Source organism: Rhodococcus sp. 15-2388-1-1a (genome assembly GCF_002259145.1).
GTDB lineage: Bacteria > Actinomycetota > Actinomycetes > Mycobacteriales > Mycobacteriaceae > Rhodococcoides.
On sequence record NZ_NPFP01000008.1, the window covers coordinates 285,364 to 309,281 of the forward strand.

At 65.5% G+C, this 23,918-nt stretch carries 21 protein-coding genes; 14 read left to right on the plus strand and 7 right to left on the minus strand.

Translation table 11 applies throughout. From position 1 onward, the window contains the following. Positions 1-21: 21 nt before the first annotated feature. Complete coding sequence (locus CH302_RS05845; RefSeq protein ID WP_037189617.1) at positions 22-894, minus strand: helix-turn-helix transcriptional regulator; 873 nt, start codon at positions 892-894, stop codon at positions 22-24. 138 nt (positions 895-1,032) lie between these two features. Between CH302_RS05845 and map the strand changes: the two genes are divergently transcribed. Together map and CH302_RS05855 are read left to right on the plus strand one after the other, a co-directional pair. Then, positions 1,033-1,908, plus strand: coding sequence for a type I methionyl aminopeptidase (map, locus tag CH302_RS05850; RefSeq protein WP_052047578.1), 876 nt, complete (start codon positions 1,033-1,035; stop codon positions 1,906-1,908). Between the two features lie 34 nt (positions 1,909-1,942). Further along, the gene (locus CH302_RS05855; RefSeq protein ID WP_037189616.1) at positions 1,943-3,478 is read left to right on the plus strand and encodes a cobyric acid synthase; all 1,536 of its coding nucleotides are present in this window, start codon (positions 1,943-1,945) and stop codon (positions 3,476-3,478) included. Here the strand turns inward: CH302_RS05855 and CH302_RS05860 are convergent. The 3 genes from CH302_RS05860 to CH302_RS05870 are packed head-to-tail and all read right to left on the minus strand — an operon-like array spanning position 3,462 to position 5,430. After that, on the minus strand, positions 3,462-4,157 hold the full coding sequence (locus CH302_RS05860) for a hypothetical protein (protein WP_037189615.1): 696 nt from the start codon (positions 4,155-4,157) through the stop codon (positions 3,462-3,464). The two genes, CH302_RS05855 and CH302_RS05860, sit on opposite strands and share 17 nt — an antisense overlap. Further along, entirely contained in the window at positions 4,154-5,071 is a 918-nt protein-coding gene (locus tag CH302_RS05865; RefSeq protein ID WP_037189614.1) for an ABC transporter ATP-binding protein, read from the minus strand. Before CH302_RS05865 ends, CH302_RS05860 begins: the two co-directional genes overlap by 4 nt. Beyond that, complete coding sequence (locus CH302_RS05870; RefSeq protein ID WP_037189613.1) at positions 5,068-5,430, minus strand: GntR family transcriptional regulator; 363 nt, start codon at positions 5,428-5,430, stop codon at positions 5,068-5,070. Before CH302_RS05870 ends, CH302_RS05865 begins: the two co-directional genes overlap by 4 nt. Before the next feature lie 106 nt (positions 5,431-5,536). Between CH302_RS05870 and CH302_RS05875 the strand changes: the two genes are divergently transcribed. Then, the gene (locus tag CH302_RS05875; RefSeq protein ID WP_037189612.1) at positions 5,537-6,103 is read left to right on the plus strand and encodes a hypothetical protein; all 567 of its coding nucleotides are present in this window, start codon (positions 5,537-5,539) and stop codon (positions 6,101-6,103) included. A 6-nt stretch (positions 6,104-6,109) separates the two neighbouring features. On the opposite strand, the gene mtr is transcribed toward CH302_RS05875, so the two are convergent. After that, positions 6,110-7,495 carry a mycothione reductase gene (gene mtr / locus CH302_RS05880; RefSeq protein ID WP_037189611.1) on the minus strand — a complete coding sequence of 462 codons (1,386 nt, stop codon included), beginning with the start codon at positions 7,493-7,495 and terminating at the stop codon, positions 6,110-6,112. Beyond that, entirely contained in the window at positions 7,492-8,532 is a 1,041-nt protein-coding gene (locus CH302_RS05885) for an alpha/beta hydrolase (RefSeq protein WP_037189610.1), read from the minus strand. Before CH302_RS05885 ends, mtr begins: the two co-directional genes overlap by 4 nt. 191 nt (positions 8,533-8,723) lie before the next feature. Here CH302_RS05885 and mqo point away from each other — a divergent pair, with 191 nt between their 5' ends. From mqo to CH302_RS05940, 11 genes are all read left to right on the plus strand, one after another. After that, entirely contained in the window at positions 8,724-10,244 is a 1,521-nt protein-coding gene (gene mqo, locus CH302_RS05890; RefSeq protein WP_037189608.1) for a malate dehydrogenase (quinone), read from the plus strand. Positions 10,245-10,255: 11 nt separating this feature from the next. Beyond that, the gene (locus tag CH302_RS05895; RefSeq protein ID WP_037189606.1) at positions 10,256-10,732 is read left to right on the plus strand and encodes a GNAT family N-acetyltransferase; all 477 of its coding nucleotides are present in this window, start codon (positions 10,256-10,258) and stop codon (positions 10,730-10,732) included. 242 nt (positions 10,733-10,974) lie between these two features. Further along, positions 10,975-12,915: a magnesium chelatase subunit D family protein gene (locus CH302_RS05900; RefSeq protein WP_176460648.1), complete on the plus strand. Its 1,941-nt coding sequence runs from the start codon at positions 10,975-10,977 to the stop codon at positions 12,913-12,915. Between the two features lie 10 nt (positions 12,916-12,925). Further along, positions 12,926-13,546, plus strand: coding sequence for a cob(I)yrinic acid a,c-diamide adenosyltransferase (cobO, locus tag CH302_RS05905; protein WP_037189604.1), 621 nt, complete (start codon positions 12,926-12,928; stop codon positions 13,544-13,546). After that, entirely contained in the window at positions 13,540-14,934 is a 1,395-nt protein-coding gene (locus tag CH302_RS05910) for a cobyrinate a,c-diamide synthase (protein ID WP_037189602.1), read from the plus strand. Before cobO ends, CH302_RS05910 begins: the two co-directional genes overlap by 7 nt. Positions 14,935-14,946: 12 nt before the next feature. Continuing rightward, positions 14,947-15,333 carry a cobalamin biosynthesis protein gene (locus CH302_RS05915; RefSeq protein WP_052047520.1) on the plus strand — a complete coding sequence of 129 codons (387 nt, stop codon included), beginning with the start codon at positions 14,947-14,949 and terminating at the stop codon, positions 15,331-15,333. A gap of 2 nt (positions 15,334-15,335) precedes the next feature. Then, positions 15,336-16,352, plus strand: a complete 1,017-nt coding sequence (locus CH302_RS05920; protein WP_037189600.1) for a zinc-binding alcohol dehydrogenase family protein — start codon at positions 15,336-15,338, stop codon at positions 16,350-16,352. Between the two features lie 57 nt (positions 16,353-16,409). Further along, complete coding sequence (locus CH302_RS05925) at positions 16,410-18,077, plus strand: DUF7800 domain-containing protein (RefSeq protein WP_037189599.1); 1,668 nt, start codon at positions 16,410-16,412, stop codon at positions 18,075-18,077. A 53-nt stretch (positions 18,078-18,130) separates the two neighbouring features. Beyond that, positions 18,131-19,813 carry an ABC-F family ATP-binding cassette domain-containing protein gene (locus tag CH302_RS05930; protein WP_037189598.1) on the plus strand — a complete coding sequence of 561 codons (1,683 nt, stop codon included), beginning with the start codon at positions 18,131-18,133 and terminating at the stop codon, positions 19,811-19,813. Next, positions 19,780-21,060 (plus strand): uroporphyrinogen-III C-methyltransferase, encoded by a 1,281-nt coding sequence (gene cobA / locus CH302_RS05935; protein ID WP_052047519.1) that lies wholly within the window; start codon positions 19,780-19,782, stop codon positions 21,058-21,060. The genes CH302_RS05930 and cobA overlap by 34 nt, the downstream gene beginning before the upstream one ends. Positions 21,061-21,067: 7 nt before the next feature. Continuing rightward, positions 21,068-22,555, plus strand: coding sequence for an MFS transporter (locus CH302_RS05940; RefSeq protein ID WP_037189596.1), 1,488 nt, complete (start codon positions 21,068-21,070; stop codon positions 22,553-22,555). A 13-nt stretch (positions 22,556-22,568) separates the two neighbouring features. Here the strand turns inward: CH302_RS05940 and mgtE are convergent, their stop codons facing one another. Continuing rightward, a complete protein-coding gene (mgtE, locus tag CH302_RS05945; RefSeq protein WP_094649900.1) occupies positions 22,569-23,915 on the minus strand; it encodes a magnesium transporter in 1,347 nt (448 codons plus the stop codon). Positions 23,916-23,918: the final 3 nt, after the last annotated feature.

The window sequence follows — 23,918 nt, forward strand, 5'->3', positions numbered from 1 at the left end:
CCGCGCTGCGGTGTCCCTGGTTCAGGAGGGCAGCACGCCGAGTCGACGGCACGCGACCACGGCTTCGTATCGGGTGTGCGACTCGGTTTTGCGCATCACGCTGCGCAGGTACGACTTGACCGTCTCGGCACCGATCGACAGGCGCGCAGCGACCTCGATGTTGGTGCAGCCCAAGGCAACCTGCGAGATCACGTCGATCTCGCGTGGTGTCAACGACTGCGACACCTCCTGGGCCCGTATGTCGTGGGGTATGTCCTGACCGAACGATGCGGCCACCCGCGCTGCGACTGCGTCGAGTCTGCGCCGGATCGTTGCGTCCCCGATCGACCGGGCGAGATCGGACAGTTCCTCGTGGACGCTGCGCAGTTCGGCCGTACGCGAGACATCCGAGTCGAGCATCGAACGGGTGGTCGCCAGCAGACGGACCCTGCGGTCGACCTCGTCACGTACGGAGATCTCCTGACCGAGGCGCCTGGCGGCGGTCGTCATGATGTCGCCGACACGATCTCCGAGGGGGCCGCGTTCGCGGAGCGCCGCGTACATCACTATTCGCGCGACACCCGCCACGACCACCGGCACCGCCAGTATCGATTTGAGGCCCTCGCCGAGCACCGGGCGATCGAAGTGATGAGTGATAGACATCGAGGCACCGTAATCGCTCACTGCCGCGGGCCTGCGCTGTTCCATGACCCGTCCGCCGAGGCCGGATCTGGGTGGGATGGCGAGTCCGTCCAGGCCGCGGGTTCTGGTCCCGTGGAACTCACTCAGGTGCAGGGTCTCCGACGAGACCTCACCGCCGAACACGACCGGCACGTCGGACATCGCTGCCACCTGGCGCAGTTCGGCGCGCAGAGCATCACCGTCACGGGGCCGCAACAGATTCGAATGGACCACGGTGCTTCCTTTCTCGTGTCGGCTGCACGAGCGACGAACGTGATCCGGATCATATCCACAACGCCGTGCGCTGTTTCGACTGGTACGGGCACTGCGCTGCGGTTCGGAGCCGAATACGAGCCGACTACTGTGGACGCCATGTCTGTGACCGCCGAGAGCAAGCCCCGTCAGCCCCTCGTACCAGGCGTCGTATCGCCCGTCCTCGCGGTACCCAAGTCGATCGAGCGCCCCGAATACGCGTGGAAGTCGACCGTCGCAGAAGGTAGTGAGCCCTGGGTTCAGACCCCCGAGGTCATCGAGAAGATGCGGGTGGCGTCGAAAATCGCGGCCAGGGCGCTGCAGGAAGCGGGCCGGGCAGTGGCACCGGGAGTCACCACCGACGAGCTGGACCGAATTGCCCATGAGTACATGATCGATCACGGCGCGTACCCGTCCACGTTGGGCTACAAGGGCTTTCCGAAGTCCTGCTGCACCTCCCTCAACGAGGTCATCTGCCACGGCATCCCGGATTCCACGGTGATCGAAGACGGTGACATCGTCAACATCGACGTCACCGCGTACATCGACGGCGTCCACGGTGATACCAACGCAACCTTCCTGGCCGGCAACGTCTCCGAGGAAGCGCGCCTGCTGGTCGAGCGCACGCACGAGGCCACCATGCGTGCCATCAAGGCCGTCAAGCCGGGGCGCGCGCTGAACGTGATCGGCCGCGTCATCGAGTCGTATGCGCACCGGTTCGGGTACGGCGTGGTGGAGGATTTCACCGGACACGGCATCGGTACCACCTTCCACAACGGTCTCGTCGTTCTGCACTACGACCAGCCGTCGGTGGACACCGTCATCGAACCGGGAATGACGTTCACGATCGAACCGATGATCAACCTGGGCACGATCAACGCCGAGATGTGGGACGACGGCTGGACGGTGGTCACGCACGACAAGAAGTGGACCGCGCAATTCGAGCACACGCTCGTGGTCACCGAGACGGGTAGCGAGATTCTGACCCTGCCGTGAGCGGAGCCTGCGGAGTGAACAGAAATACGATGCCGTGAGTCCGAAAGGTGCCCTGTTGGTTGCGGGGACGACGTCGGATGCGGGCAAGAGTGTGTTGGTCGCCGGGCTGTGCCGGATGCTGGCGCGGCGGGGCGTGCGGGTGGCTCCGTTCAAGGCGCAGAACATGTCCAACAATTCGGTGGTCACGCTCGACGGCGGTGAGATCGGGCGGGCGCAGGCGATGCAGGCGGCGGCGTGTGGCCTCGAGCCGAGTGTGCGTTTCAATCCGGTGTTGCTGAAACCGGGAAGTGACCGGACCTCGCAGTTGGTGGTGCGCGGGCGGGCCGTGGCGCAGGTGAGTGCGAGCAACTACATCGAGCATCGGCAGTCGTTGCGCGCCGTGGTGGCAGACGAATTGGCCTCTCTGCGTGCGGAATTCGACGTGGTGATCTGCGAGGGCGCGGGCTCGCCCGCCGAGATCAATCTGCGCGCCACGGACTTGGCCAACATGGGGTTGGCGACGGCGGCGTCTCTTCCGGTGATCGTGGTGGGGGATATCGATCGTGGGGGAGTGCTGGCTCATCTGTTCGGCACCGTGGCGGTGCTGTCTCCGGAGGATCAGGCGCTCGTCGCCGGGTTCGTGATCAACAAGTTCCGCGGTGATCCTGCGCTGCTGGCACCCGGTCTCGAGCAGTTGCGCGCGTTGACTGGGCGTCCGACGTACGGTGTCGTTCCGTTCGCCGACGGATTGTGGATGGACGCCGAGGATTCCCTCGGAACCGTTCCCGACGCTCCGGTGGGGCGACCGCGTGCACCGCACGGCTCGCAGTGGCTGCGCGTCGCGGCGGTGCGGTTGCCGAGAATCTCGAACACCACCGATGTCGAGGCGTTGGCCTGCGAGCCAGGGGTGTCGGTGCACTGGGTCACCGAGCCGTCCCGGCTCGAGGATGTGGATCTGGTGGTCGTCCCGGGCAGCAAGTCCACCGTGTCGGATCTGGAGTGGTTGCGGCGCACCGGTCTTGCCGATGCGATCGCGGCACGCGGGTCTGCGGGCCTTCCGGTTCTGGGGATCTGCGGTGGCTATCAGATGTTGGGCCGAACGATCGACGACACCGTCGAATCCGGAGCCGGTGCAGTTCGGGGTCTCGGTCTGCTCGATCTCTCGGTCGAGTTCGCGGCCGACAAAGTGCTCGCGCAGGTGGCCGGGCGATCGATGCAGTTCGGCTCGGATTCGGTGTCGGGCTACGAAATTCACCATGGACGGGTTGCGCGGAACGGCGACGACGCGTTGTTGACCTCCGCGTCGGGTATCTCCGAAGGCAGCCTACGCGGCAGCGTTCTCGGTACCCACTGGCACGGATTGCTCGAGTCCGACGATTTCCGGCGATCGTTGCTCACCTGGGTGGCGGAGAAATCGGGTCGTACGGGATTCGAGGTGGCATCCGACACGTCGGTTGCGGCGTTGAGGGAGCAACAGTTGGACTTGTTGGCGGATCTGGTGGAGCACAACGTGGACGTCGACGCCGTGCTCGACCTCATCGAGCACGGCGTCGATCCCGCGGCGAAAAAGGTTGTCACGCAGATGCTTTGAGGAGACCGAACCAGCTCGCCGCCGACAGTGCGCCGGTGATGGCCAAGGGAATGACAACCAGCAGAAGGATGCGTGGAGTGTCGGTGAAGAAGGTGCCGATGTTGGGCCACCAATTCTGCCAGGTCACCAGAATCGATCCGCCGCCGAAGAATACGAGCGTACCGAGTCCGAGGGTGAACAATCCGTTGACGCGGTACCGCCGATAGACGACGCCGATGAATGCGCCGATGCCGCCGATCACCAGCAGTCCGGTCACGAGTGCCGCCCATTGAAGCACAGGATTGTCGGTGGCAGAGCGGGCAATTCCGAACATTCTGATCTTCTTGCCGAAACCACCCGTCGCGGACTCGATGGTCGACAGCGCGTAGATGATCGTGCCGATCGCGACGGATTGTGCGATGCCCACCAATGCTGTTGCCGTGAGGAATTCGCGCCGAGTGATGCTCAAGCCCAGCGCGTACGGAAACACCTGAGTGATGGCAGAGAGGTAGAAGGCGAGTGCGAAGCCGTACACCGCGAAGACTCCGCCGGTGAAATTGGATTCCGATTCGGTGTCCGGAACAACGGAGAACAGGCCGTACGTGACGACGAACACTATGGCGAGAATGCCCAGCGGCCACGCGAATGTGGTTGCCCAGGAGGTGTTGTGGATTCGTGCGACATTCAGTATTCGTTTCATGACTTTGCCTCCTCGGTTCCGGCTGTGGTGCGTTCGATGATCAACTGCTGCAACGGAATGGCCTCGATGGTGAGGCCCGCTGCGGCACCGTCGGATTTCTGCTGCTCGTCGAGCCGGCCGTCGATGGTCGTCCGTGCGCTGGCTCCGAGTGCGGTGCGGTGCAACGTCCGGTGTTCCGCCGCGAACGAATCAACAGCCCGGGTCGGCCCGGTGATCTCGAATGCGCTCTCGCGCAGGGTATCCGACTCGTCGTTGAGCACGATCCTGCCCTTGTCGATGAGGATCACGTGTTCGATCAGATCGCTGACCTCGTCGATCAGGTGGGTGGACAGGATCACCGTCCTGGGGTTCTCCGAGTAGTCGGCCAGCAATCTGTCGTAGAACAGGTGTCGCGAGACTGCGTCGAGTCCGAGGTACGGCTCGTCGAAGAAGGTCAGTGGCGCCCGTGACGCGAGTCCGATGACGATTCCGAGAGCCGACGTCATTCCGCGGGAGAGCTTCTTGATCTTGCGGCCGAGGGGCAGGTCGAAATCGCGTAGCAATTCGGCGGCGAAGTCACCGTCCCAGTGCGGAAGGATATGCGAGGCATGCGAAACGGCGTGCTTGACCTTCAGGTCGTCGGGGTACTTCTGGCTCTCCTTGACGAAGCACACGTGACTCAGCGCGAACGGGTTCTCCCACGGAGCTCGCCCGAATACCGAGACCTCGCCCGCGCTCTGGCGCATCTGCGCGGTCATCATCTGCATGACGGTGGTCTTGCCTGCGCCGTTGCGACCGAGGAAGCCGTAGATCTTGTTCTGCTCGATCTCGAAGCTCACGTCGTCGACAGCGGTGAACGAACCGAACTTCTTGGTCAGGTGGTTGGCCGACGCGACGACGCGGCCGGGGATCGAATCGAATTCGTGGACGCTCATCGCGGCACCTCCCAGTTGTCGAGCATGGTCTTGAGTTCGTCGACTGTCATGCCGAGCTTGCGCGCCTCGGTGACGAGCGGGTCGATGTACTGACGAGCGAAGAGGTCGCGGCGACGAAATCGAAGAGCGTCCCGAGCGCCTGTGGTGACGAACATTCCGATTCCTCGTTTCTTGTAGACGACTCCGTCGGCGACGAGCTTGGCGAGTCCCTTACCGGCGGTGGCCGGGTTGATTCGATGGAATGCGGCCAGTTCGTTGGTCGACGGGACCTGCTCTTCCTCTGCCAGGGAGCCGTCGATGATGGAGTTCTCGACCATCTCGGCGATCTGCAGGAAGATCGGCCTGCCCTCGTCCATCAGAACCGCCGCCGATGCGTCGAGGTTGTTTGCCTCGCTGGTTCATTACTCATGTAACTAACCATAGAACCGATGCGTGGTCGGCGCAAGAGGCAGTACCGTCGTCCCCATGGAGTTCACGCATGTGAGTGCTGCGGGTGGGCAATGTTCGGTGCGAGTCGCAGGCCCGGACAGCAGGCACGCCGTTCTCTTGCTTCCCGATGCAGGCGATCCGGTGGATGTGTACGACGCGGTCAGCGAACGGTTGCACAATTCTGATCTGAAAACAGTTGCGCTGGAAAGCATCGACGGCGTCGGTGACGAGGCGATCCTGACGGTTCTCGACGAGCTGAAACTGTCGTGGGTGCACCTCGTCGGCAGCGGCGCGGGTGCGGAGTCGGCATGGACGTTGGCTGCCAAGACTTTCGGACGCTTCGCCAGTCTGATCGCGGTGAACCGTTGTCACCCCGCGATCGCGGACGAGCAGGGCACCGTACGCGCGGCGGATTGCCCGCCCGTCGAGTTACCGACGACGCTGATCGTCGGGTCCTCGTTGGGCCGCGCATCCGCCGACGCGAGCGGTCGGTTCGTCTACTCGGACTTCCGCGTGGTCCAACTCGACGGCAGCGCGAATGTCGTCGCCGACGAACCGGCTGCGCTGGCGACGGAAATCGTCCTCCGCACCAGCCCCTGGTAACCGGAACTACAGTTCGAGCCCCAGCAGGGCGTTCTCGACCACCTCGGGCAAGCCGGGGTGAATCCAGTACTGGCCACGTGCCATGTCCTGGGCCGACAACCCGAAGCTCATCGCCTGGATGAGGGGCTGAATCAGGGTCGGGGCCTGCGCACCGATGATGTGCGCGCCGAGGATCTTTCCGGTGCCCTTCTCGGCGATGATCTTGCACAGACCTTCGCTGTCCTCCATGGCCCAGCCGTAGGCGACATCTCCGTAGTTCTGGACCTTGACGGTGATGTCCAGGCCGGCGTCGCGGGCTTGCTCTTCGGTCATGCCCACCTCGGCGATCTGGGGATCGGTGAACACCGCCGCGGGAACGAACCGATGGTCGTTGGTTCGTAGGGCCGAGGTATCGCCGTGCCACGCGTCCTGCAGCAGGTTGTACTGGACGACCCGAGCTTCCTGGTTGGCCACGTGCTTGAGCTGGTACGGAGACGAGACGTCGCCGAGCGCGAACACACCCTCGGCCGTGGTGCGTCCGAATTCGTCGACCACGATGCGGCCGTCGTCGTCGAGCTCGATGCCTGCGGTGCCGAGATCCAGACGGTCACCGTTGGGCTCGCGGCCCACGGCGACGAGGAAGGCGTCGCCGAGAACCTTGGTGCCGTCGGCCAGTTCGACGCCGTGCAGCGCGCCCTCGGACACTGCGCGGGTATCACCGGAGTCGAGATGGACGTCCCACTTGGCGCGGGCGAGATCGGTGAACCGCTTCGAGATGTCGGCGTCCAATGCGCGGAGCAAGGTGTCCTTGCGAGCGACGAGCGAGACCTTCGAGCCGAGTGCCGAGAACACGTGCGCGAATTCTGCTGCGATGTAACCGGATCCGAGAATCACCAGATGCTCGGGGAGCTCGGGCAGACGCATCACATCGCTGTTGGTGTGGTACGTCACGCCCGAATCGGCGATGGACTGCGGCACCACCGGCCGCGATCCGGCGGCGATGACGACCTGGTCGGCGGTGATGACGGAACCGGTGCCGGTGTCGATGGTGCGTGGGCCGACGAAGGTGGCATGCCCCTCGAACAGGGTGACGTTGGGGCTGCCTTCGGCGCGGTAGCGCTTGCCGCCCTCCGAGATGGGGTCGATGCGGCCGAAGACGCGGTCGACGATGTCGGGCCAGCGCACGCCGTCCACGTGGGCGTCGACGCCGTATTTTGCGGAATCGCGCACCGTGCGAGCGACTTCGGCGGCGTAGACGAACATCTTCGTGGGAATGCAGCCGACGTTGAGGCAGGTGCCGCCGAAGGTGGAATTCTCTTCGAGCAGAGCGATCTTCTTGTCCTCGAAGCGCGAATCGGCGATGGAGTTGCCCGATCCTGAGCCGATGATCGCGATGTCGAAATGCTCGGTCATGAAATGTGCCCGCTCTCGGTATGGTCTTTGCCCGACGCGTGGTCGGTGCTCTCGCTTCGATGCAACCACTCGATCCACTCGTCCATTTCCTCGAACGCCCGCGCGCGTGGAGCCTCGGTGGACAGGAAGACGTCGTGCCGAGCACCCTCGATGGGCACGATCGTGGTGCGGTCGCCCAGGCAGCCGGCCCACCGGGCGATCTGGCGAACGTCCAGTACGGCGTCTGCGGCGTCGACTGCGGAACTGTACCGGCGTGAGAAGTGCGTCACTTTCGAGCGCAGAATCAGTGCCGGGATACCGATGTCGAGGCCGCGATGGAGTTCGGCATGACCGTGGCGCACGGCGCGGATCCAGCCGAAGGTGATGGGGAAGCCGGCGAGTGGCTTCCAGTCGAGGTCGTAGTCCCATTCGCCGTTCTCGGACGCAGCGAGCGACAGTCCGTAGGTGTCGAGGCCGCCGCCGGGGACCTGTGTCTTGGACCTGAATCGGCCGATGACGTCGATCGCTGCGGTGCCGACGCTGCGAATGGCGGGTGGGCCCTGCAGGTCGAACCAGGGGCTGTTGAGGACCACGCCTGCCAGGCCGAGACCGGCCGAGCCACCTTCCCGGCGGTTGAGACGGTTGAGCCACAGCGGCAACACGAGACCGCCGGTCGAGTGCGCCATGAGCAGCACCGGGGCACCTGCGCGTTCTGCGCGGACAAGGGCGAGAGCCTCGTTCAGCTCGGTGTCGTACATCGCCAGATCGGTCACGAAGTGCGCGGTCTGACCTTCGCGGCGCGAGCGTCCGCACTTGCGCAGGTCCAGCGCGTAGAACGCGTACCCCTTCGCGGCGAAGTGCTCGGCGATGTGTCGCTGGAAGAAGTAGTCGGTGAAACCGTGGACGTAGATCACCGCGCGCTCGAAGTTCGCGGCGCCCGACGGTTGATATCGCACGAGAGTGGCCTCGACCTGCCCCTCGCCGTCCGGATCGTCACCGAGTGGAATGGTCGTCTGTTCGTAGCCGTCGCCGAGGACATCGGGCACCCAGGTAGTCACAGATCACAACTGTAGTGGGCGCCGCGGACGGCGTCCGAGGAGCACAATCGAGACCGGGTTGACGTGGTGTCCGATGGGGTAGGCCCAGCTAGTAACCTGACCGCATCGGGTGAGTAGCCCTCTACAGCAGAGTTCTCCGGTCGATACCGCCACCGGCCGAGACCTCCACAGACAAGGAAGTCGATTCTCCAGTGTCCAAAGATGAGCAGGGTAAGCGGATCAAGACCGACGTCGTTCTGGTCGGTGCCGGAATCATGAGCGCCACCCTCGGTGCGCTGCTCCGTCAGCTCGAACCGAACTGGTCGATCGACGTCTACGAGCGGCTCGATGCGGCCGCGGCCGAGAGCAGCGACGCGTGGAACAACGCGGGCACCGGCCACTCGGCACTGTGCGAACTGAACTACACGCCGCAGAACAAGGACGGCAGCGTCGATATCGCCAAGGCGCTCAACGTCAACGAGCAGTTCCAGGTCTCGCGTCAGTTCTGGGCACACGGCATCGAGACCGGCGTGCTCTCCGACGCCAAGAACTTCATCAACCCCATTCCGCACGTGAGCTTCGTGCACGGGGCCGAGAACGTGAAGTACCTGCGGGCGCGGTACGAAGCGCTCGTGGGCAACCCACTGTTCGCAGGCATGGAGTACATCGACTCCAAGGACGAGTTCTCGGCGCGACTGCCGTTGATGGCCAAGGGCCGTGACTTCTCCGACCCCGTGGCACTGAACTGGAGTCAGGAGGGCACCGACGTCGACTTCGGTGCGCTCACCAAGCAGCTGCTGAACTACCTGTCGTCCGCGGGCGGCACCGTGCACTTCGGACACGATGTGCGCAACATCACCAAGCAGTCCGACGGCAGCTGGGACGTCAAGGTTGCCAACCAGCGCACCGGCGTCAAGAAGACCGTCAACGCCAAGTTCGTGTTCGTCGGCGCAGGCGGCGGCGCACTGCACCTGCTGCAGAAGTCCGGGATCGCGGAGATCAAGGGATTCGGCGGCTTCCCGGTCAGTGGCGAGTGGTTGCGGTGCACCGATCCCGCACTGATCGAGCAGCACTCGGCCAAGGTGTACGGCAAGGCCTCTGTCGGCGCTCCTCCCATGTCGGTGCCGCACCTCGACACCCGCGTGATCAACGGCCAGCAGGGTCTGTTGTTCGGCCCGTACGCAGGCTGGTCGCCCAAGTTCCTCAAGCAGGGCAAGATCACCGACCTGCCCTCCTCGGTCAAGCCCGGCAACCTGATGTCGATGCTCGGAGTCGGCGTGACCGAGCTCGGACTCGTCAAGTATCTGGTCAGTGAGCTGGCTCAGTCGCAGGCGGATCGTGTCGAGACGCTGCGCGAGTTCGCGCCCTCGGTGCTCGGCGAGAACTGGGAGCTCGTCACCGCGGGTCAGCGCGTCCAGGTGATCCGCAAGAAGGGTCGCGGCGGCGTGCTCGAGTTCGGTACCGCCGTGGTCAATGCTGCGGACGGCACGATTGCAGGTCTGCTCGGTGCCTCTCCCGGCGCATCCACCGCCGTTCCGGCCATGCTGGACGTGCTGCAGCGGTGCTTCGGAGACAAGTACGACGCATGGCAGCCCAAGCTCAAGGAAATGGTCCCGTCGCTCGGGGTCAAGCTGGCTCAGAACAGCTCGTTGTTCGACGAGGTCTGGGGCTGGACGTCCAAGACTCTGGAACTCGAAAATGCTCGTGAGCTCGCACAGCCCACGGGTGTGTGATAGCAAAAGGTATGAATACGCAAGCAGCAGCTCTCAAACGATCATGGGCACTAGACCTGTCCAACAGCACGTTGTACGACCTGTTGAAGCTGCGTGTCGAGGTGTTCGTGGTCGAGCAGGCATGTGCGTACCCGGAGTTGGACGGGCGTGACCTGCTGACCGAGACACGGCACTTCTGGCTCGAACGGGACGGCGAAGTGGTGTGCACACTTCGCCTGCTCGAGGAGCACGACGACGGTGAGAAGGCGTTCCGTATCGGCAGGCTCTGCACGCAGCGCTCGGCCAGGGGACAGGGCCACACCACGCGGATTCTGCGAGCCGCGCTTGCCGAGGTCGGTTCGGCTCCGTGTCGGATCAACGCTCAGAGCTACCTCGTCGACATGTACGCCAAGCACGGCTTCCTGCCCGACGGCGAAGAAGTTCTCGAGGACGGCATTCCGCACACGCCGATGCGTCGTGGCGGCGGCACTGCCTGGAGCGAGGGCTGACCTTCCGCAGTACTCGATCGACGAATGCCACACCCGGTCCATACCGTGTGTGGCATTCGTTCGTTCGGCGGTAGTGTTCGGTTCGAAGTCGGTCGCGGAGAAGTCCTGTGTCAATCAGGCGCGGTCCCGCCACTGTGTTCAGGGGATTCTTCGAGCAGAAGATTCCCCTGTCAGCCAGATCGCCGCTCGGCTTCGCGTATCTCGACCGAACGTCCGGCGCGGAACTCCGGGCACGAAGGGAATTGGCTGTGCAGCGAAGTGGGAGTGTTCCCGAACCGGGATATCCGTTCAGTGCGATCGTCGGTCAGGATCAGCTGAGGTTGTCGTTGATCCTGTGTGCCGTGCACCCCGGTATCGGCGGTGTACTGGTGCGAGGGGAAAAGGGCACCGCGAAATCGACGGTGGTGCGTGCCCTCGCGACACTGCTGCCCGCCGTGGAGGACGACGACGGGTCGCGCCCGGCGAAGCTCGTCGAACTCCCGGTGGGAGCGACCGAGGATCGAGTGGTGGGGTCCATCGACCTCGAGAAGGTTCTGCGCGACGGCGAACGTGCGTTTCAACCCGGTCTTCTCGCCGCTGCGCACCGTGGTGTTCTCTACGTCGACGAAGTGAACCTGCTGCACGATCATCTGGTCGACGTGCTGCTCGACGCGGCCGCGATGGGTCGAGTTCACGTCGAGCGTGACGGTGTATCGCATTCACACCCAGCGCAATTCGTCTTGGTCGGCACGATGAATCCCGAGGAGGGCGAGCTTCGTCCGCAGCTGCTCGACCGGTTCGGTCTCGCAGTGGAGGTGACGGCGTCCCGCGATGTGGACGTCCGCATGAACGTCGTCCGCCGCCGGATGAACTACGAGCGTGATCCGCATGCGTTCGCCGCCCGGTTCCGCGACGACGATATCGCCGTGGCCGAGCAGATTCTGGCCGCCCGGAAAATTCTCGACGACGTGGTGTTGAGCGACAAGGAACTTCGGCGTATCGCTGCGCTGTGTGCGTCGTTCGACGTCGACGGTATGCGCGCCGATCTGGTGCTGGCCCGTACCGCCTCCGCGCACGCCGCGTGGCGGGGCGCGAGCGAGGTGACCGAGGAAGACGTGCGGGTTGCCGCCGAACTGGCTCTGCCGCACCGGCGTCGGCGCGATCCCTTCGACGAGCCGGGCATCGACGACAAGCAGTTGGACGAGGCCATGCGGGACGCGGCCGAGCAGGCCGAGCAACAACCCGACCCGGAGCCCGACCCCGACGGCGGCGGGGGAGCGCCCGATCCCGAGGCTCCCGACGACGCCTCCCAGTCCCCGTCCTCCGACACACAGTCCTCCGATTCGCACGACGAGCCGGCGCAACCACCGCCGTCCTCGGGGACCGGCAGCGAGAAGCAGGCAGGTACTCCAGGAGCGCAGTTCAGAGCGCGATTGCTCGAGGTTCCCGGAGTGGGCGAGGGCGCGCCGGGTCGACGCTCGCGGTCACGGTCCTCGCACGGGCGGTCGGTACGGCCCACCGTCGAGGCAGGTAAGGGTCTGCACCTGGTGGGCACTCTGTTCGCCGCGGCCGAGCAGCAGGTCGTCCGCGGCCGTACCTCCGGCCGGTTGAAGCTCGAGCCTGCGGATCTGCGGGGTGCGATCAAGGAGGGGCGCGAGGGCAACTTGATCGTGTTCGTCGTCGACGCCTCGGGTTCGATGGCTGCGCGAGATCGACTGTCCGCGGTGACCGGTGCGGTGCTGTCGCTGCTGCGCGATGCGTACCAGCGCCGCGACAAGGTCGCCGTGATCACCGTGCGCGGCACGGAAGCCGAGACGGTATTGCCGCCGACGTCCTCGGTTGACGTGGCCGTGACGCGATTGCGAAAGATGAAGACCGGTGGCAGATCCCCACTGGCGCAGGGCTTTCTGCAGGCACGTGAACTCGTTCTGCGAGAGCGTGTTCGGGACCCGCTGCGGCGCGCGCTGGTGGTCGCGCTGACCGACGGACGGGCCACCGGAGGTACCGACCCTGTCGGCCGGGCCCGGATCGCCGCGGGACGCATCGCGTCGGACAAGATCGCCTCCGTGGTCGTCGACTGCGAATCGGGAATGGTCCGCCTCGGACTCGCCGCAGATTTCGCGGCGTGCCTCGGCGGCGGTTACGTGGCCCTCGCGGATCTGTCGGCGGAGCAGGTCGCTGCCGTCGTTCGCGCAGCGGCGTAGGGGGTACGCGATGCCTCAGGGTGTACCTGCTCCCGGAACCGTTCCGCAGGACGGCCTCACGACGCGTCAGCGCCGCAATCTGCCCGTCCTCGCCGTGCACACCGGCCCGGGCAAGGGGAAATCGACCGCCGCATTCGGCATGGCGTTGCGGGCCTGGAATCAGGGTTTCGACGTCGGAGTGTTCCAGTTCGTCAAGAGTGCCAAGTGGAAAGTCGGCGAGGAAGCGGCATTTCGCACCCTCGGCGAACTGCACGAGAGCACCGGGGTCGGCGGAGCCGTCGAATGGCACAAGATGGGCGAGGGCTGGTCGTGGACTCGCAAGAAGGGCAGCGATGTCGACCATGCCGAGGCTGCGGCAGAGGGCTGGCGGGAGATCGCTCGACGAATCGAGCAGCAGTCGCACCGGTTCTACGTGCTGGACGAGTTCACCTATCCACTCAAGTGGGGGTGGGTCGACGTCGCCGAGGTGGTCGACGTCCTGACCCACCGACCCGGCAATCAGCACGTCGTCATCACCGGACGCGACGCACCCCGTGAACTGATCGAGGCGGCCGACCTGGTCACCGAGATGGCCAAGGTCAAGCATCCGATGGACGCGGGACGCAAGGGTCAGCGAGGCATCGAATGGTGAACGCGTCCTGTCCCGCAGTGGTGATCGCGGCCCCCGCGTCGGGCAGCGGAAAGACGACGGTGGCCACCGGACTGATGGGTGCGCTGCGCAATGCCGGTCGCACCGTCGCACCGTTCAAAGTGGGGCCGGACTACATCGACCCCGGATATCACTCGCTCGCGGCCGGGCTCCCGGGCCGCAACCTCGACGCCGTGATGGTCGGTGCCGACCGCATCGGGCCCCTGTTCCGACACGGCAGTCGAGGATGCGACATCGCGGTCGTCGAGGGCGTCATGGGACTGTTCGACGGCAAGATCGACATGACCGGACCGGGGGAGGCCTCCGCCGAGGGATCGACCGCACGAGTGGCCGCGATGCTCGGTGCCCCGGTGATCCTGGTGGTCGATGCCCGCGGACACAGTCAATCGCTTGCCGCTGTGCTGCACGGCTTCTCGACGTTCGACGCCAGCGTCCGCATCGGCGGAGTGATTCTCAATCGCGTCGGCAGTCAGCGGCACGAGGACGTGTTGCGCCAAGCGTGCGAACGGGTGGGTGTTCCGGTACTCGGCGCGTTGCCGCGCATGAGCGAACTGGTCGTCCCGTCACGGCATCTGGGGCTGATCACCGCAGTCGAACACGGTGGTGCCGCAACCGATGCCGTCGACGCGATGAGCGCCCTCGTCTCCCGGTTCGTCGACATCGAGGCAGTGAGCGCCCTGGCTCGATCGTCGGTGACAGCGCCGCAGTGGTCCCCGGAGAACGAGGTACACAGCTCCGATGGATCGCCCGTCGTCGCGGTTGCCGGTGGCCCCGCATTCACCTTCGGATACACCGAACACGTCGAACTGCTCCGCGCAGCCGGGGCCGACGTGGCCGTGTTCGATCCGCTGCGTGACGGATTGCCGCCCGGCACAGCAGGAGTCGTTCTTCCCGGTGGATTCCCGGAGGAGCATGCGGCCGCACTGTCGGCGAACGAACTACTGCTCGCGGACGTTCGAGCAGCGGCGGCCCAGGGATTGCCGATCCACGCCGAATGCGCCGGATTGCTCTATCTGGCACGGCGATTGGACGGCCATGCCATGGCCGGAGTCGTCGACGTGGACGCGGAATTCGGGAACACCCTCACTCTGGGATATCGCGACGCGGTTGCCCTCGAATCGTCGACACTGTTCGACGCGGGCACCCGCGTCACCGGCCACGAGTTCCACCGCACGAAGCTCGTCGCAGTGCGCGAGGCGGCGTCGGCTGCCTGGGGCTGGCACAAGCAGAGCCCCGACGGCAGAACCGCGGCGCGCGAGGGCTTCGTACAGGGCGGCGTCCACGCGTCGTACCTGCACACCCATGCCGCGGGCAATCCCGAGTCGATCACCCGATTCGTCTCCGCTGCCATCGACTACGCGCGCGTGTAGAGCCGGCCCAGAATGCGGGTGGTCGTCGGAATAGGTGCCCGAGCCGGCGTCGATGCCGCCGACGTCGTGGTCGCGATCTCCATAGTGCTGCAACCGGACTGGCATGTCGAGGCCATCGCCTCGATCGACCGAAAAGCAGAACTGGTGGCCGCGGTGGCGTCGAGCATGGGGGTTCGGGGCGTGACCTACTCGGCGAGTGAACTGTCGACCGTCGTCACGCCCACCGTGTCGGTCCGGGTGCTCCGTGCCGTCGGAAGTGCCAGCGTCGCCGAAGCAGCGGCGCTGCTGGCCGGCCGTTCGACGGAGTTGGCGGTACCCAGGTTCGGTCTGGACGGTGTCACCGTTGCCGTTGTCGCGCTCTGCCTTGACGGTGGACCGGGGGTTCGGGCCATCCTGTAGGTATGACCGAGACGATGAAAGCCGTTGCCTACACCCGCTCGCTTCCGATCGACGATCCCGCCAGTCTCACGGATGTGGTCATCGACGTGCCCACCGCGGGGCCGCGAGACCTGCTGGTCGACGTGAGAGCGGTGTCGGTGAACCCGGTGGACGTCAAGGTCCGTGCCGGCAGCGATCCGCAGGGCGTCCCGAAGGTCCTCGGGTTCGACGCCGCAGGTGTGGTGCGCGCCGTCGGTGCCGACGTCACCATGTTCGCACCGGGGGACGAGGTCTACTACGCGGGAGACATCGGCAGACCCGGGACCGACTCGCAGTTCCATGCGGTGGACGAACGCATCGTGGCGAAGAAGCCGACGACCCTCGATTTCGCACAGGCCGCGGCGTTGCCGCTCACCGTGATCACCGCCTGGGAAGGACTGTTCGACAAGCTCCGCATCACTGCCGAGACCACCGGAACATTACTGATGGTGGGAGCCACCGGAGGTGTGGGATCTGTTGTGCTGCAGCTGCTTCGGACCCTCGTTCCCGGCGTACGCGTGATCGCGACGGCAGCGGACGAGGACGCCGTGGAGTGGGTCCGTTCTCTCGGTGCAGCCGACGTCGTGAATCACCGCCGCGATCTTCGCGACGAAGTACGTCGAGTGGCACCGGACGGCATCGACTACGTGTTCACCGCCCATTCCTCCGGGCAGGTCGAGATCTACGCCGACCTGTTGACGCCGTTCGGACAGATAGTCGCGATCGACGATCCCGAGACGCTCGACGTTCTCCCGCTGAAGACGAAGGCGATCTCGTGGCACTGGGAGTTCATGTTCGCGCGTCCGATGCACGACACACCGGATCTGATTCGCCAGCACGAGCTGCTGACCAGGGTGGCCGAGCTCGTCGATGCGGGTTCGGTGCGCACCACCGCCACGACGGTTCTGTCTCCGATCGACGCCGAGCAGCTACGCGAAGCGCATCGGTTGGTCGAGGCCGGGCACGTACGGGGCAAGGTCGTCGTCGCTGCCCGCTCGTGAGAACCGATCCGCGCCACTGACTGGCGAAAGCGGGCCGACGCGGGCAATGTGGAACCAATGACTTCCGACAGCACCGTCCTACTCGGCCCGATCGTTCGGTACGTCGGTACCGAGACGGCGACCCTGTGGTTCGAGATGGCCGAATCGGCGACGATTTCGGTCGTCACCGACGCCGGCGTCCGGGGTTCCGAGCGGACGTGGGGAGTGCACGGCCACCACTACGCGCTGGTGCCGCTCGAGGGACTACCGGCCAACGCCACGGTGACCTACGAGGTGTTCGTCGAGGACCGTCGCGTGTGGCCGCCGGAGGGTCGGACGGCCGCCATCCACACCGTCGACGCCGAGGGACCTGTCACCCTCGCTTTCGGATCGTGTCGACGGGGCGACAACTACAGCGACGAATCCTTGAAGCAGATCGGGGCCGACGCCTTGGCCGGGCTGGGGAACGCGCTGATCGAGCAGGATCCGAGTCGGTGGCCGCAGGCGTTGCTGCTCCTCGGTGACCAGGTCTACGCCGACGACCCGTCACCGGAGATCGTCGAACGGCTCCAGGCGCGCCGACGCTCGGGCGAGGGTCCCTCCAGCGCGATCGGGACCGACGCCGAGAACGAGATCTGCGATTTCGAGGAGTACTCCTGGTTGTACCGGGAATCGTGGGGACTCGAGCCGGTACGGACTCTGATGGCGAGTATCCCGTCGTGCATGATCCTCGACGACCACGATCTGCGCGACGACTGGAACTCGTCCGCCTCGTGGCGTCGCGACATCGTGACACGGCCGTGGTGGAACGATCGCGTGGTCGGCGCATATTCGTCGTACTGGGTGTACCAGCACCTGGGCAACCTCTCGCCCAAGGAGTTGGCGCAGGACGAGATGTACGCCGCGGTTCGGTCGGCCGACACCGACGCCGAACGAGAGAAGTTGTTGTCCGACTTCGCGATACGGGTCGACCGCAAGCCCGAAACCGGACGCTGGAGCTTCTATCGCGACTTCGGCGACACGCGGCTGATCATGATCGATTCGCGCTGCTCTCGAAACCTGGATCCGGACAACAGAGAAATGGTCGACGAGAAGGAGTGGGCGTGGGTACGCGACCGCGCACTCGAAGCCAGCCCCCGGCACCTGCTGTTCGGGTCGTCGTTGCCCTACCTCATGCTGCCCGCCCTGCATTACCTCGAACAGTGGAACGAGGCTGTGGCGCAGGGCAGTTGGGGGTCGATGCCGGCCAAGGTGGCCGAGAAGATGCGGATCGGCCTCGACCTCGAACACTGGGCTGCCTTCACCAACTCGTTCAACGACATGGCGGCGTTGACGCGTGAGCTCTCCCGCGGCGAGAACACACCCGCCTCGATCATGTGGCTCTCGGGCGACGTCCACTGCTCCTATGTGGCGAACGCGGACTTCGGGGTCGGCGGGCGCGCGGTACCGGCCACGTATCAGCTCACCATGTCGCCGTTCCGCAATCCGCTCGATCTGCCGATTCGTGCGGTCAACAAGTTGGCCATCAAGCGTCCCGCCGCCCGAATTCTCTCCAAGCTCGCGCGAGCGGCGCACGTGGGCCCGTCCGGTGTCGAATGGGAGGCCGAGGCCGGTCCGTGGTTCGCCAACGGCGTCATGCTGCTGACCCTGCACGGCGACTCCGCGCGGTTGCGGGTGCACCACGCCCACGTCGACGATGCGGGCAAGCAGGTGCTCACCGAGACGTCGACCCTGGCCCTTGCCTAGTGTTCGAGTAAACGATTGGCCATCGCCGGGCCGATGAGGTTGGCTGGTTCGTTGTGGCCCACCTCGAACTGAACGACATCGTCTACTTCCTGCCCGACGGACGGCAGCTGCTCAACGGTGTCGGGTTTCGGGTCGGCGACGGTGCCAAGACCGCCCTGATCGGGCCCAACGGAACCGGGAAGACGACGCTGACGCGGATCATCGCGGGTGACGAGACCCCCGACGAGGGGGCGGTGTCGAGCTCCGGTTCGCTCGGGGTGATGCGGCAGTTCGTCGGCCAGCTGCGCGACGACTCGACCGTGCGTGATCTGTTGCTGTCGGTCGCGTCCCCGGCCGTGCGAACGGCCGCGGCGGCGCTGGACGCAGCCGAGAACACGATGATCGAGGTCGACGACGAGAAGACCCAGATGAAATACGCACAGGCCCTGTCGGATTGGGGCGATGTCGGCGGTTACGACCTCGAGCCGTTCTGGGACAAGGTCACCACGGCAGCACTCGGAATGCCGTTCGACCGCGCGAAGTGGCGCGCTGCGTCGACCCTCAGTGGCGGTGAGCAGAAACGCCTCGTACTCGAAGCGTTGTTCGCCGGCACCGACAATCTGTTGCTTCTCGACGAGCCGGACAACTACCTCGATGTGCCGGGCAAGCGCTGGCTCGAAGCGACCATTCGCGATTCCGACAAGTCCGTCCTGTTCATCAGCCACGACCGGGAGCTCATCGCCAACGCCGCGAATCGGATCGTGACACTGGAACCGGGCGTCAGCGGTGCCACCTCGTGGGTGCACGGCGGCGGGTTCGCGACGTATCACGCTGCGCGTGAGGACCGGAATGCTCGGCTCGACGAACTGCGACGGCGGTGGGACGAGGAACTGGTCAAACTCCGGGCACTGGTGCTGCGCCTGCGGGAGAAGGCCAAGTTCAACGACGGGGTCGCTGCTCGCTACCACGCGTCCCAGACTCGGTTGGCCAAGTTCGAGGAGGCCGGACCGCCGGAAGCGGTGCCGTTGAAGCAGCACGTCACCGTTCGTCTGCGTGGCGGCCGAACAGCCAAGCGCGCATTGGTGTGTACGGCTCTGGAACTGACCGGACTGATGAAGCCCTTCGACACCGAGATCTGGTACGGAGACCGCGTTGCGGTGCTGGGTTCCAACGGTTCCGGCAAATCGCACTTCCTGCGGTTGCTCGCCAACGGTGGTACGGATCCGGAGAAGGAACACGAGCCGGTCCAGGAACTGGCTCTCGATCCGGTTCCGCACACCGGCACCGCGGTGCTCGGCGCTCGTGTTCGGCCGGGCCTGTTCGCGCAGACTCACACTCGGCCGGATCTCGCGGGCAACACGCTCCTCGACATCTTGCACATGGGCAACGAACACCGCGACGGCATGGGCCGGGAGGCCGCCGGCCGGGCACTGGACCGCTACGGTCTGGCCCGAGCCGCCGAACAGTCGTACGACAATCTCTCCGGCGGCCAGCAGGCGCGCGTGCAGATTCTGCTGCTCGAACTCTCCGGTGCCACCCTGTTGCTGCTCGACGAGCCGACCGACAACCTCGACCTGATGTCCGCAGACGCACTCGAAGACGCGATCTCGGCGTTCGACGGCACCGTCATCGCCGTGACCCACGACCGGTGGTTCGCTCGCAGCTTCGACCGATTCCTCGTGTTCGGCAGCACCGGTCAGGCCTACGAATCCGACGAGCCCGTATGGGACGAAAAGCGGGTGCAGCGCGCGCGGTAGCGTTTCCTCTCGTGAACGCGACTGACTCTCCCTATCTGGTCGGCCTCAATCTGGAAGGTCGACGCGTCGTCGTGGTCGGTGGCGGCACCGTCGCGCAGCGTCGATTGCCGTTGCTGATCTCCTGCGGTGCAGAGGTACACGTCATCACCCGGGAGGCAACGCCCGCTGTGGAGGCGATGGCGACGGCCGGTCAGGTGAGCATGGAGTTGCGCGACTATCGCGAGGGCGACCTCGCCGACGCCTGGTACGCCGTCGCGTGCACCGACGAGGCCGAGACCAACATCGCCATCGTCGCCGAGGCCACCGCGTCCAAGATTTTCTGCGTGCGAGCCGACATCGCCAAGGACGGCACCGCGGTCACCCCGGCGTCGGCCGAATGGGACGGGCTGACCCTCGGTGTCCTCGCGGGCGGCGAACACCGTCGATCGGCCGCGGTACGCAATGCTGTCGTCGAAGCTCTGCAGTCCGGTGTGGTCGCCGACTCGGCCCATGCGCCGTTGACGGGCGTTGCGCTGGTCGGTGGCGGACCCGGCGATCCGGACCTCATCACGGTCCGCGGGCGCAGGCTGCTCGCCTACGCCGACGTCGTGGTGGCCGATCGGCTCGCACCGCCCGAGCTGTTGGCCGAACTGGGCCCGCACGTGGAGGTCATCGATGCCTCGAAGATTCCGTACGGCCGCGCGATGGCGCAGGAGGCGATCAACCAGGCGCTGATCGACGGCGCGAAAGCAGGCAAGTTCGTCGTCCGGCTCAAGGGCGGCGATCCCTACGTGTTCGGTCGGGGATACGAGGAGCTCGAAGCGCTGGCTGCCGAGGGAATCCCGGTGACCGTAGTGCCTGGTATCACCAGCGCCATCTCGGTGCCCTCGTCCGCAGGCATCCCGGTGACGCATCGCGCCGTCACTCACGAGTTCGTCGTCGTCAGCGGCCACGTGGCACCCGACCATCCCGATTCGCTCGTCGACTGGAACGCGCTCGCCAAGCTCAAGGGCACCATCGTGTTGCTGATGGCCGTCGAACGCATCGGGAAGTTCGCCGACGTTCTCATCGCCGGTGGCCGGCCGTCCGACACCCCGGTGATCGTCGTTCAGGAAGGCACCATGCGCACCCAGCGTGAAGTTCGTGCGACTCTGAGCACCGTCGCCGATGCGGTTCGCGATGCGGAGATCAGGCCTCCGGCGATCGTGGTCATCGGAACCGTTGCCGGTTTCTCTGTACACGCCGGTAACGTGAACGCCCGTGCCTGAATCATCGATGTCCGATACCTCCAGTACCGAGGTCAAGTACCCGGTGACGACCCGAGCGTTCGGGTTGGCGATCATCGTCCTGAGCGGCCTGCAGTTGATGGTGGTGCTCGACGGTACGGTCGCCAACCTCGCTCTGGCACCGTTGCAGGCCGATCTTGGTCTGTCCGATGCCGGACGCAACTGGGTGCTCACGTCGTATGCCCTCGCTTTCGGTGGGCTGATGCTCCTCGGTGGCAGACTCGGTGACGCTTTCGGTCGAAAGAAGATGTTCCTGGCCGGCGTTGTTCTGTTCACCGTCGCATCCCTGCTGTGCGGGCTCGCGGTCAACGAGGCGACGTTGGTAGCGGCGCGCGCGCTCCAGGGGGTGGGTGCCGCGGTGGCGTCGCCGACGGCGTTCGCGCTGGTGGCGACCACCTTCGCGCCGGGCCCGGTACGAAACCAGGCCATCGCGATCTATGCGGCCATGACCGGTGTCGGCTCCATCGCCGGGCTCATCATCGGCGGTGCGTTGACCGAGGTGTCCTGGCGGTGGATCTTCCTGATCAACGTGCCGATCGGTGTCGTCATCGTGGTGCTCGCGGTCGTGTCGCTGCAGGAGACGGTGGGGGCGAAGCTACCGCTCGATGTGCCGGGAGCGATTCTGGCGACGCTCGGCTGCACCGGCGTGGTGCTGGCATTGAGCGAGGGCACCGAACTGGGCTGGACCAATCCGATCGTCATCGTCTCGCTGATCGCCGGCCTGCTCTTCCTCGGGCTGTTCCTGATGGTCGAGCGACGCGCCGACAACCCGTTGCTTCCGTTCTCGCTGTTCGGCAGCCGAGACCGAGTGGCGACGTTCGTGGCCATCTTCTTCGCCGGTGGCGTGATGTTCTGCCTCGCCGCGTACGTGGCTCTGTTCGTTCAGGACATCCTGGGATACAGCCCGTTGCACGCGGGCCTGGCGTTCGTGCCGTTCGCCTTCGGGCTCGGTGCCGCCGCATTCCTGGCCTCGCAGCTGGTGACCCGCATCGCCCCACGGTGGCTGATTCTGAGCGGTGCCGTGATCATGGTCGGGTGGCTGATGGTGTCGGTCGCGACGATGAACGCGGATTCGTCGTACTTCCCCGGACTGTTCTTCCCCGTCATCGGCATCGGATTCGGCGTCGGCCTGACGGTCGTGCCACTCCCGCTGTGCGCCATCGCCGGAGTGAGCCCCACCGAGATCGGCCCGTTGACCGCTATCGCCCTGGTTGCTCAGACCCTCGGCGGGCCGCTCGCGCTGGCCGTCATCGGCGCGCTGGTGACCTCGCGCACCCTGTCCCTGGGCGGCATCTCGGGACCGGCGACGCTGATGAACGACACCCAGCTCGATGCGTTGAGCTCGGGCTACATGTTCGCGTTGTTCTGCTGCGCCGTCTGCGCCGTGGTCGCGGGAATCGCTGCGGTGTTCATTCGTTTCACCCCGCAGCAGGTCGCTCAGGCCCAGGCTGCGCAGGAAAGCGCCCAGAAGGGCTGACGAGCAGGGGCGATCACACGCCCAGTACGGCCTTCGCGATGAGGAAGTAGACGATCAACCCCGTCGCATCGCAGAAGGTGGAGATGAAGGGCGTCGAGAAGACCGCCGGGTCCACCCCGATCTTCTTCGCGATCAGCGGCATCGCGCCGCCGACCGTGGCCGCGAGCGTGCAGATCGACAGCAGCGTCGTTCCGATGACGACTCCGAGGTGCCAGTCGTAGACGAGTCCGGCGATGACGAAGCCCAAGGTGCCGAGCATCGCACCCATCGTCGCTCCGACCCGAACCTCGCGAAAGAGCACCGCGGCGATGTCCCGCGGTCGCACGTCACCCAGCGCGAGCGCCCGCGTGACAGTGGTCGCGGCCTGCGAGCCGGTGTTGCCGCCGGTTCCGGTCAGCAGCGGAATGAACAGCGCGAGAGTGACGACTGCGGCGAGCGCGTGCTCGAAGATCTCGAGTACCTGCACCGTGAGGATGGCCGACAGCGCGAGCACCAGCAACCACACCACGCGAGAGCGAACGATGGACAGCACCGGCGTCGACAGATACGGCCGACGCAGCGGCTCGGAGCCACCCGCGCGAGCGGCGTCCTCGTCCTCGGCTTCTTCCAGGATTCGAGAGGACTGCTCGAGTGTGAGAATGCCGATCAGCCGTTGCTCGGAATCGACCACCACCACCGCAGGACTACGGTGCTCGAAGCACAGCCGTGCAGCCTCCTCCGCCGACGAATCGGCCTCGACCACCGGATGATCCGAGTACAGATCGCCGACCGGAGTGCTCGGTGCCGCCGTCGCCAGATCGGCGAGCGTCACCACCCCCAACAGAGTGCGGTGATCGTCGGTGATCGGCAACAGGTACACCGACTCGGCGTCCGAGCCGGTACGACGCACGGCATCGAGGGCGTCGCCGGCGGTCGCAGCGGTCCGTAGCCGAACGAACTCCGGACTCATGCGGCGGCCGACCGATCTGCGGTCGTATCCCAGCATGGGGGCGGTGAGTGCGCGTTCGTCGGGGGACAAGCCCACCAGCAGTCGATGCGCGACGTTGGAGGGGAGTTCGTCGAGCAATTCGACACGGTCGTCCGGGTCGAGTTCCTCGAACAGAGCGATCACATCGTAGCTGCGAAGACTCTCGAACAACTCACCGCGAACGGTGGCGTCGAAGCGCTCGAAGACCGCCACCGCCTCGTCCTTGGGCAGAAGGCGAAACAACACCGCGCGTCGGGACGAGTCGACACGCTCGAGCACGCGCACCGCATCGGTCGTCGACAGCTCGGCCATCAGAGTGGACAGTGCGGCCATGTCACGGTCGGTCAGGAGTTCGGACGTTCGCGTCATGATGTCGTCGAGAGTTTCGGGCACAGA

Excerpts from the sequence above, each read along its gene's own strand:
- map (WP_052047578.1), top strand. The coding sequence starts at position 1,033 with ATGTCTGTGACCGCCGAGAGCAAGCCCCGTCAGCCCCTCGTACCAGGC.
- CH302_RS05860 (WP_037189615.1), bottom strand. The coding sequence starts at position 4,157 with ATGAAACGAATACTGAATGTCGCACGAATCCACAACACCTCCTGGGCA.
- CH302_RS05865 (WP_037189614.1), bottom strand. The coding sequence starts at position 5,071 with ATGAGCGTCCACGAATTCGATTCGATCCCCGGCCGCGTCGTCGCGTCG.
- CH302_RS05875 (WP_037189612.1), top strand. The coding sequence starts at position 5,537 with ATGGAGTTCACGCATGTGAGTGCTGCGGGTGGGCAATGTTCGGTGCGA.
- mtr (WP_037189611.1), bottom strand. The coding sequence starts at position 7,495 with ATGACCGAGCATTTCGACATCGCGATCATCGGCTCAGGATCGGGCAAC.
- CH302_RS05895 (WP_037189606.1), top strand. The coding sequence starts at position 10,256 with ATGAATACGCAAGCAGCAGCTCTCAAACGATCATGGGCACTAGACCTG.
- cobO (WP_037189604.1), top strand. The coding sequence starts at position 12,926 with ATGCCTCAGGGTGTACCTGCTCCCGGAACCGTTCCGCAGGACGGCCTC.
- CH302_RS05910 (WP_037189602.1), top strand. The coding sequence starts at position 13,540 with ATGGTGAACGCGTCCTGTCCCGCAGTGGTGATCGCGGCCCCCGCGTCG.
- CH302_RS05915 (WP_052047520.1), top strand. The coding sequence starts at position 14,947 with ATGCGGGTGGTCGTCGGAATAGGTGCCCGAGCCGGCGTCGATGCCGCC.
- CH302_RS05920 (WP_037189600.1), top strand. The coding sequence starts at position 15,336 with ATGACCGAGACGATGAAAGCCGTTGCCTACACCCGCTCGCTTCCGATC.
- CH302_RS05925 (WP_037189599.1), top strand. The coding sequence starts at position 16,410 with ATGACTTCCGACAGCACCGTCCTACTCGGCCCGATCGTTCGGTACGTC.
- cobA (WP_052047519.1), top strand. The coding sequence starts at position 19,780 with ATGGGACGAAAAGCGGGTGCAGCGCGCGCGGTAGCGTTTCCTCTCGTG.
- CH302_RS05940 (WP_037189596.1), top strand. The coding sequence starts at position 21,068 with ATGTCCGATACCTCCAGTACCGAGGTCAAGTACCCGGTGACGACCCGA.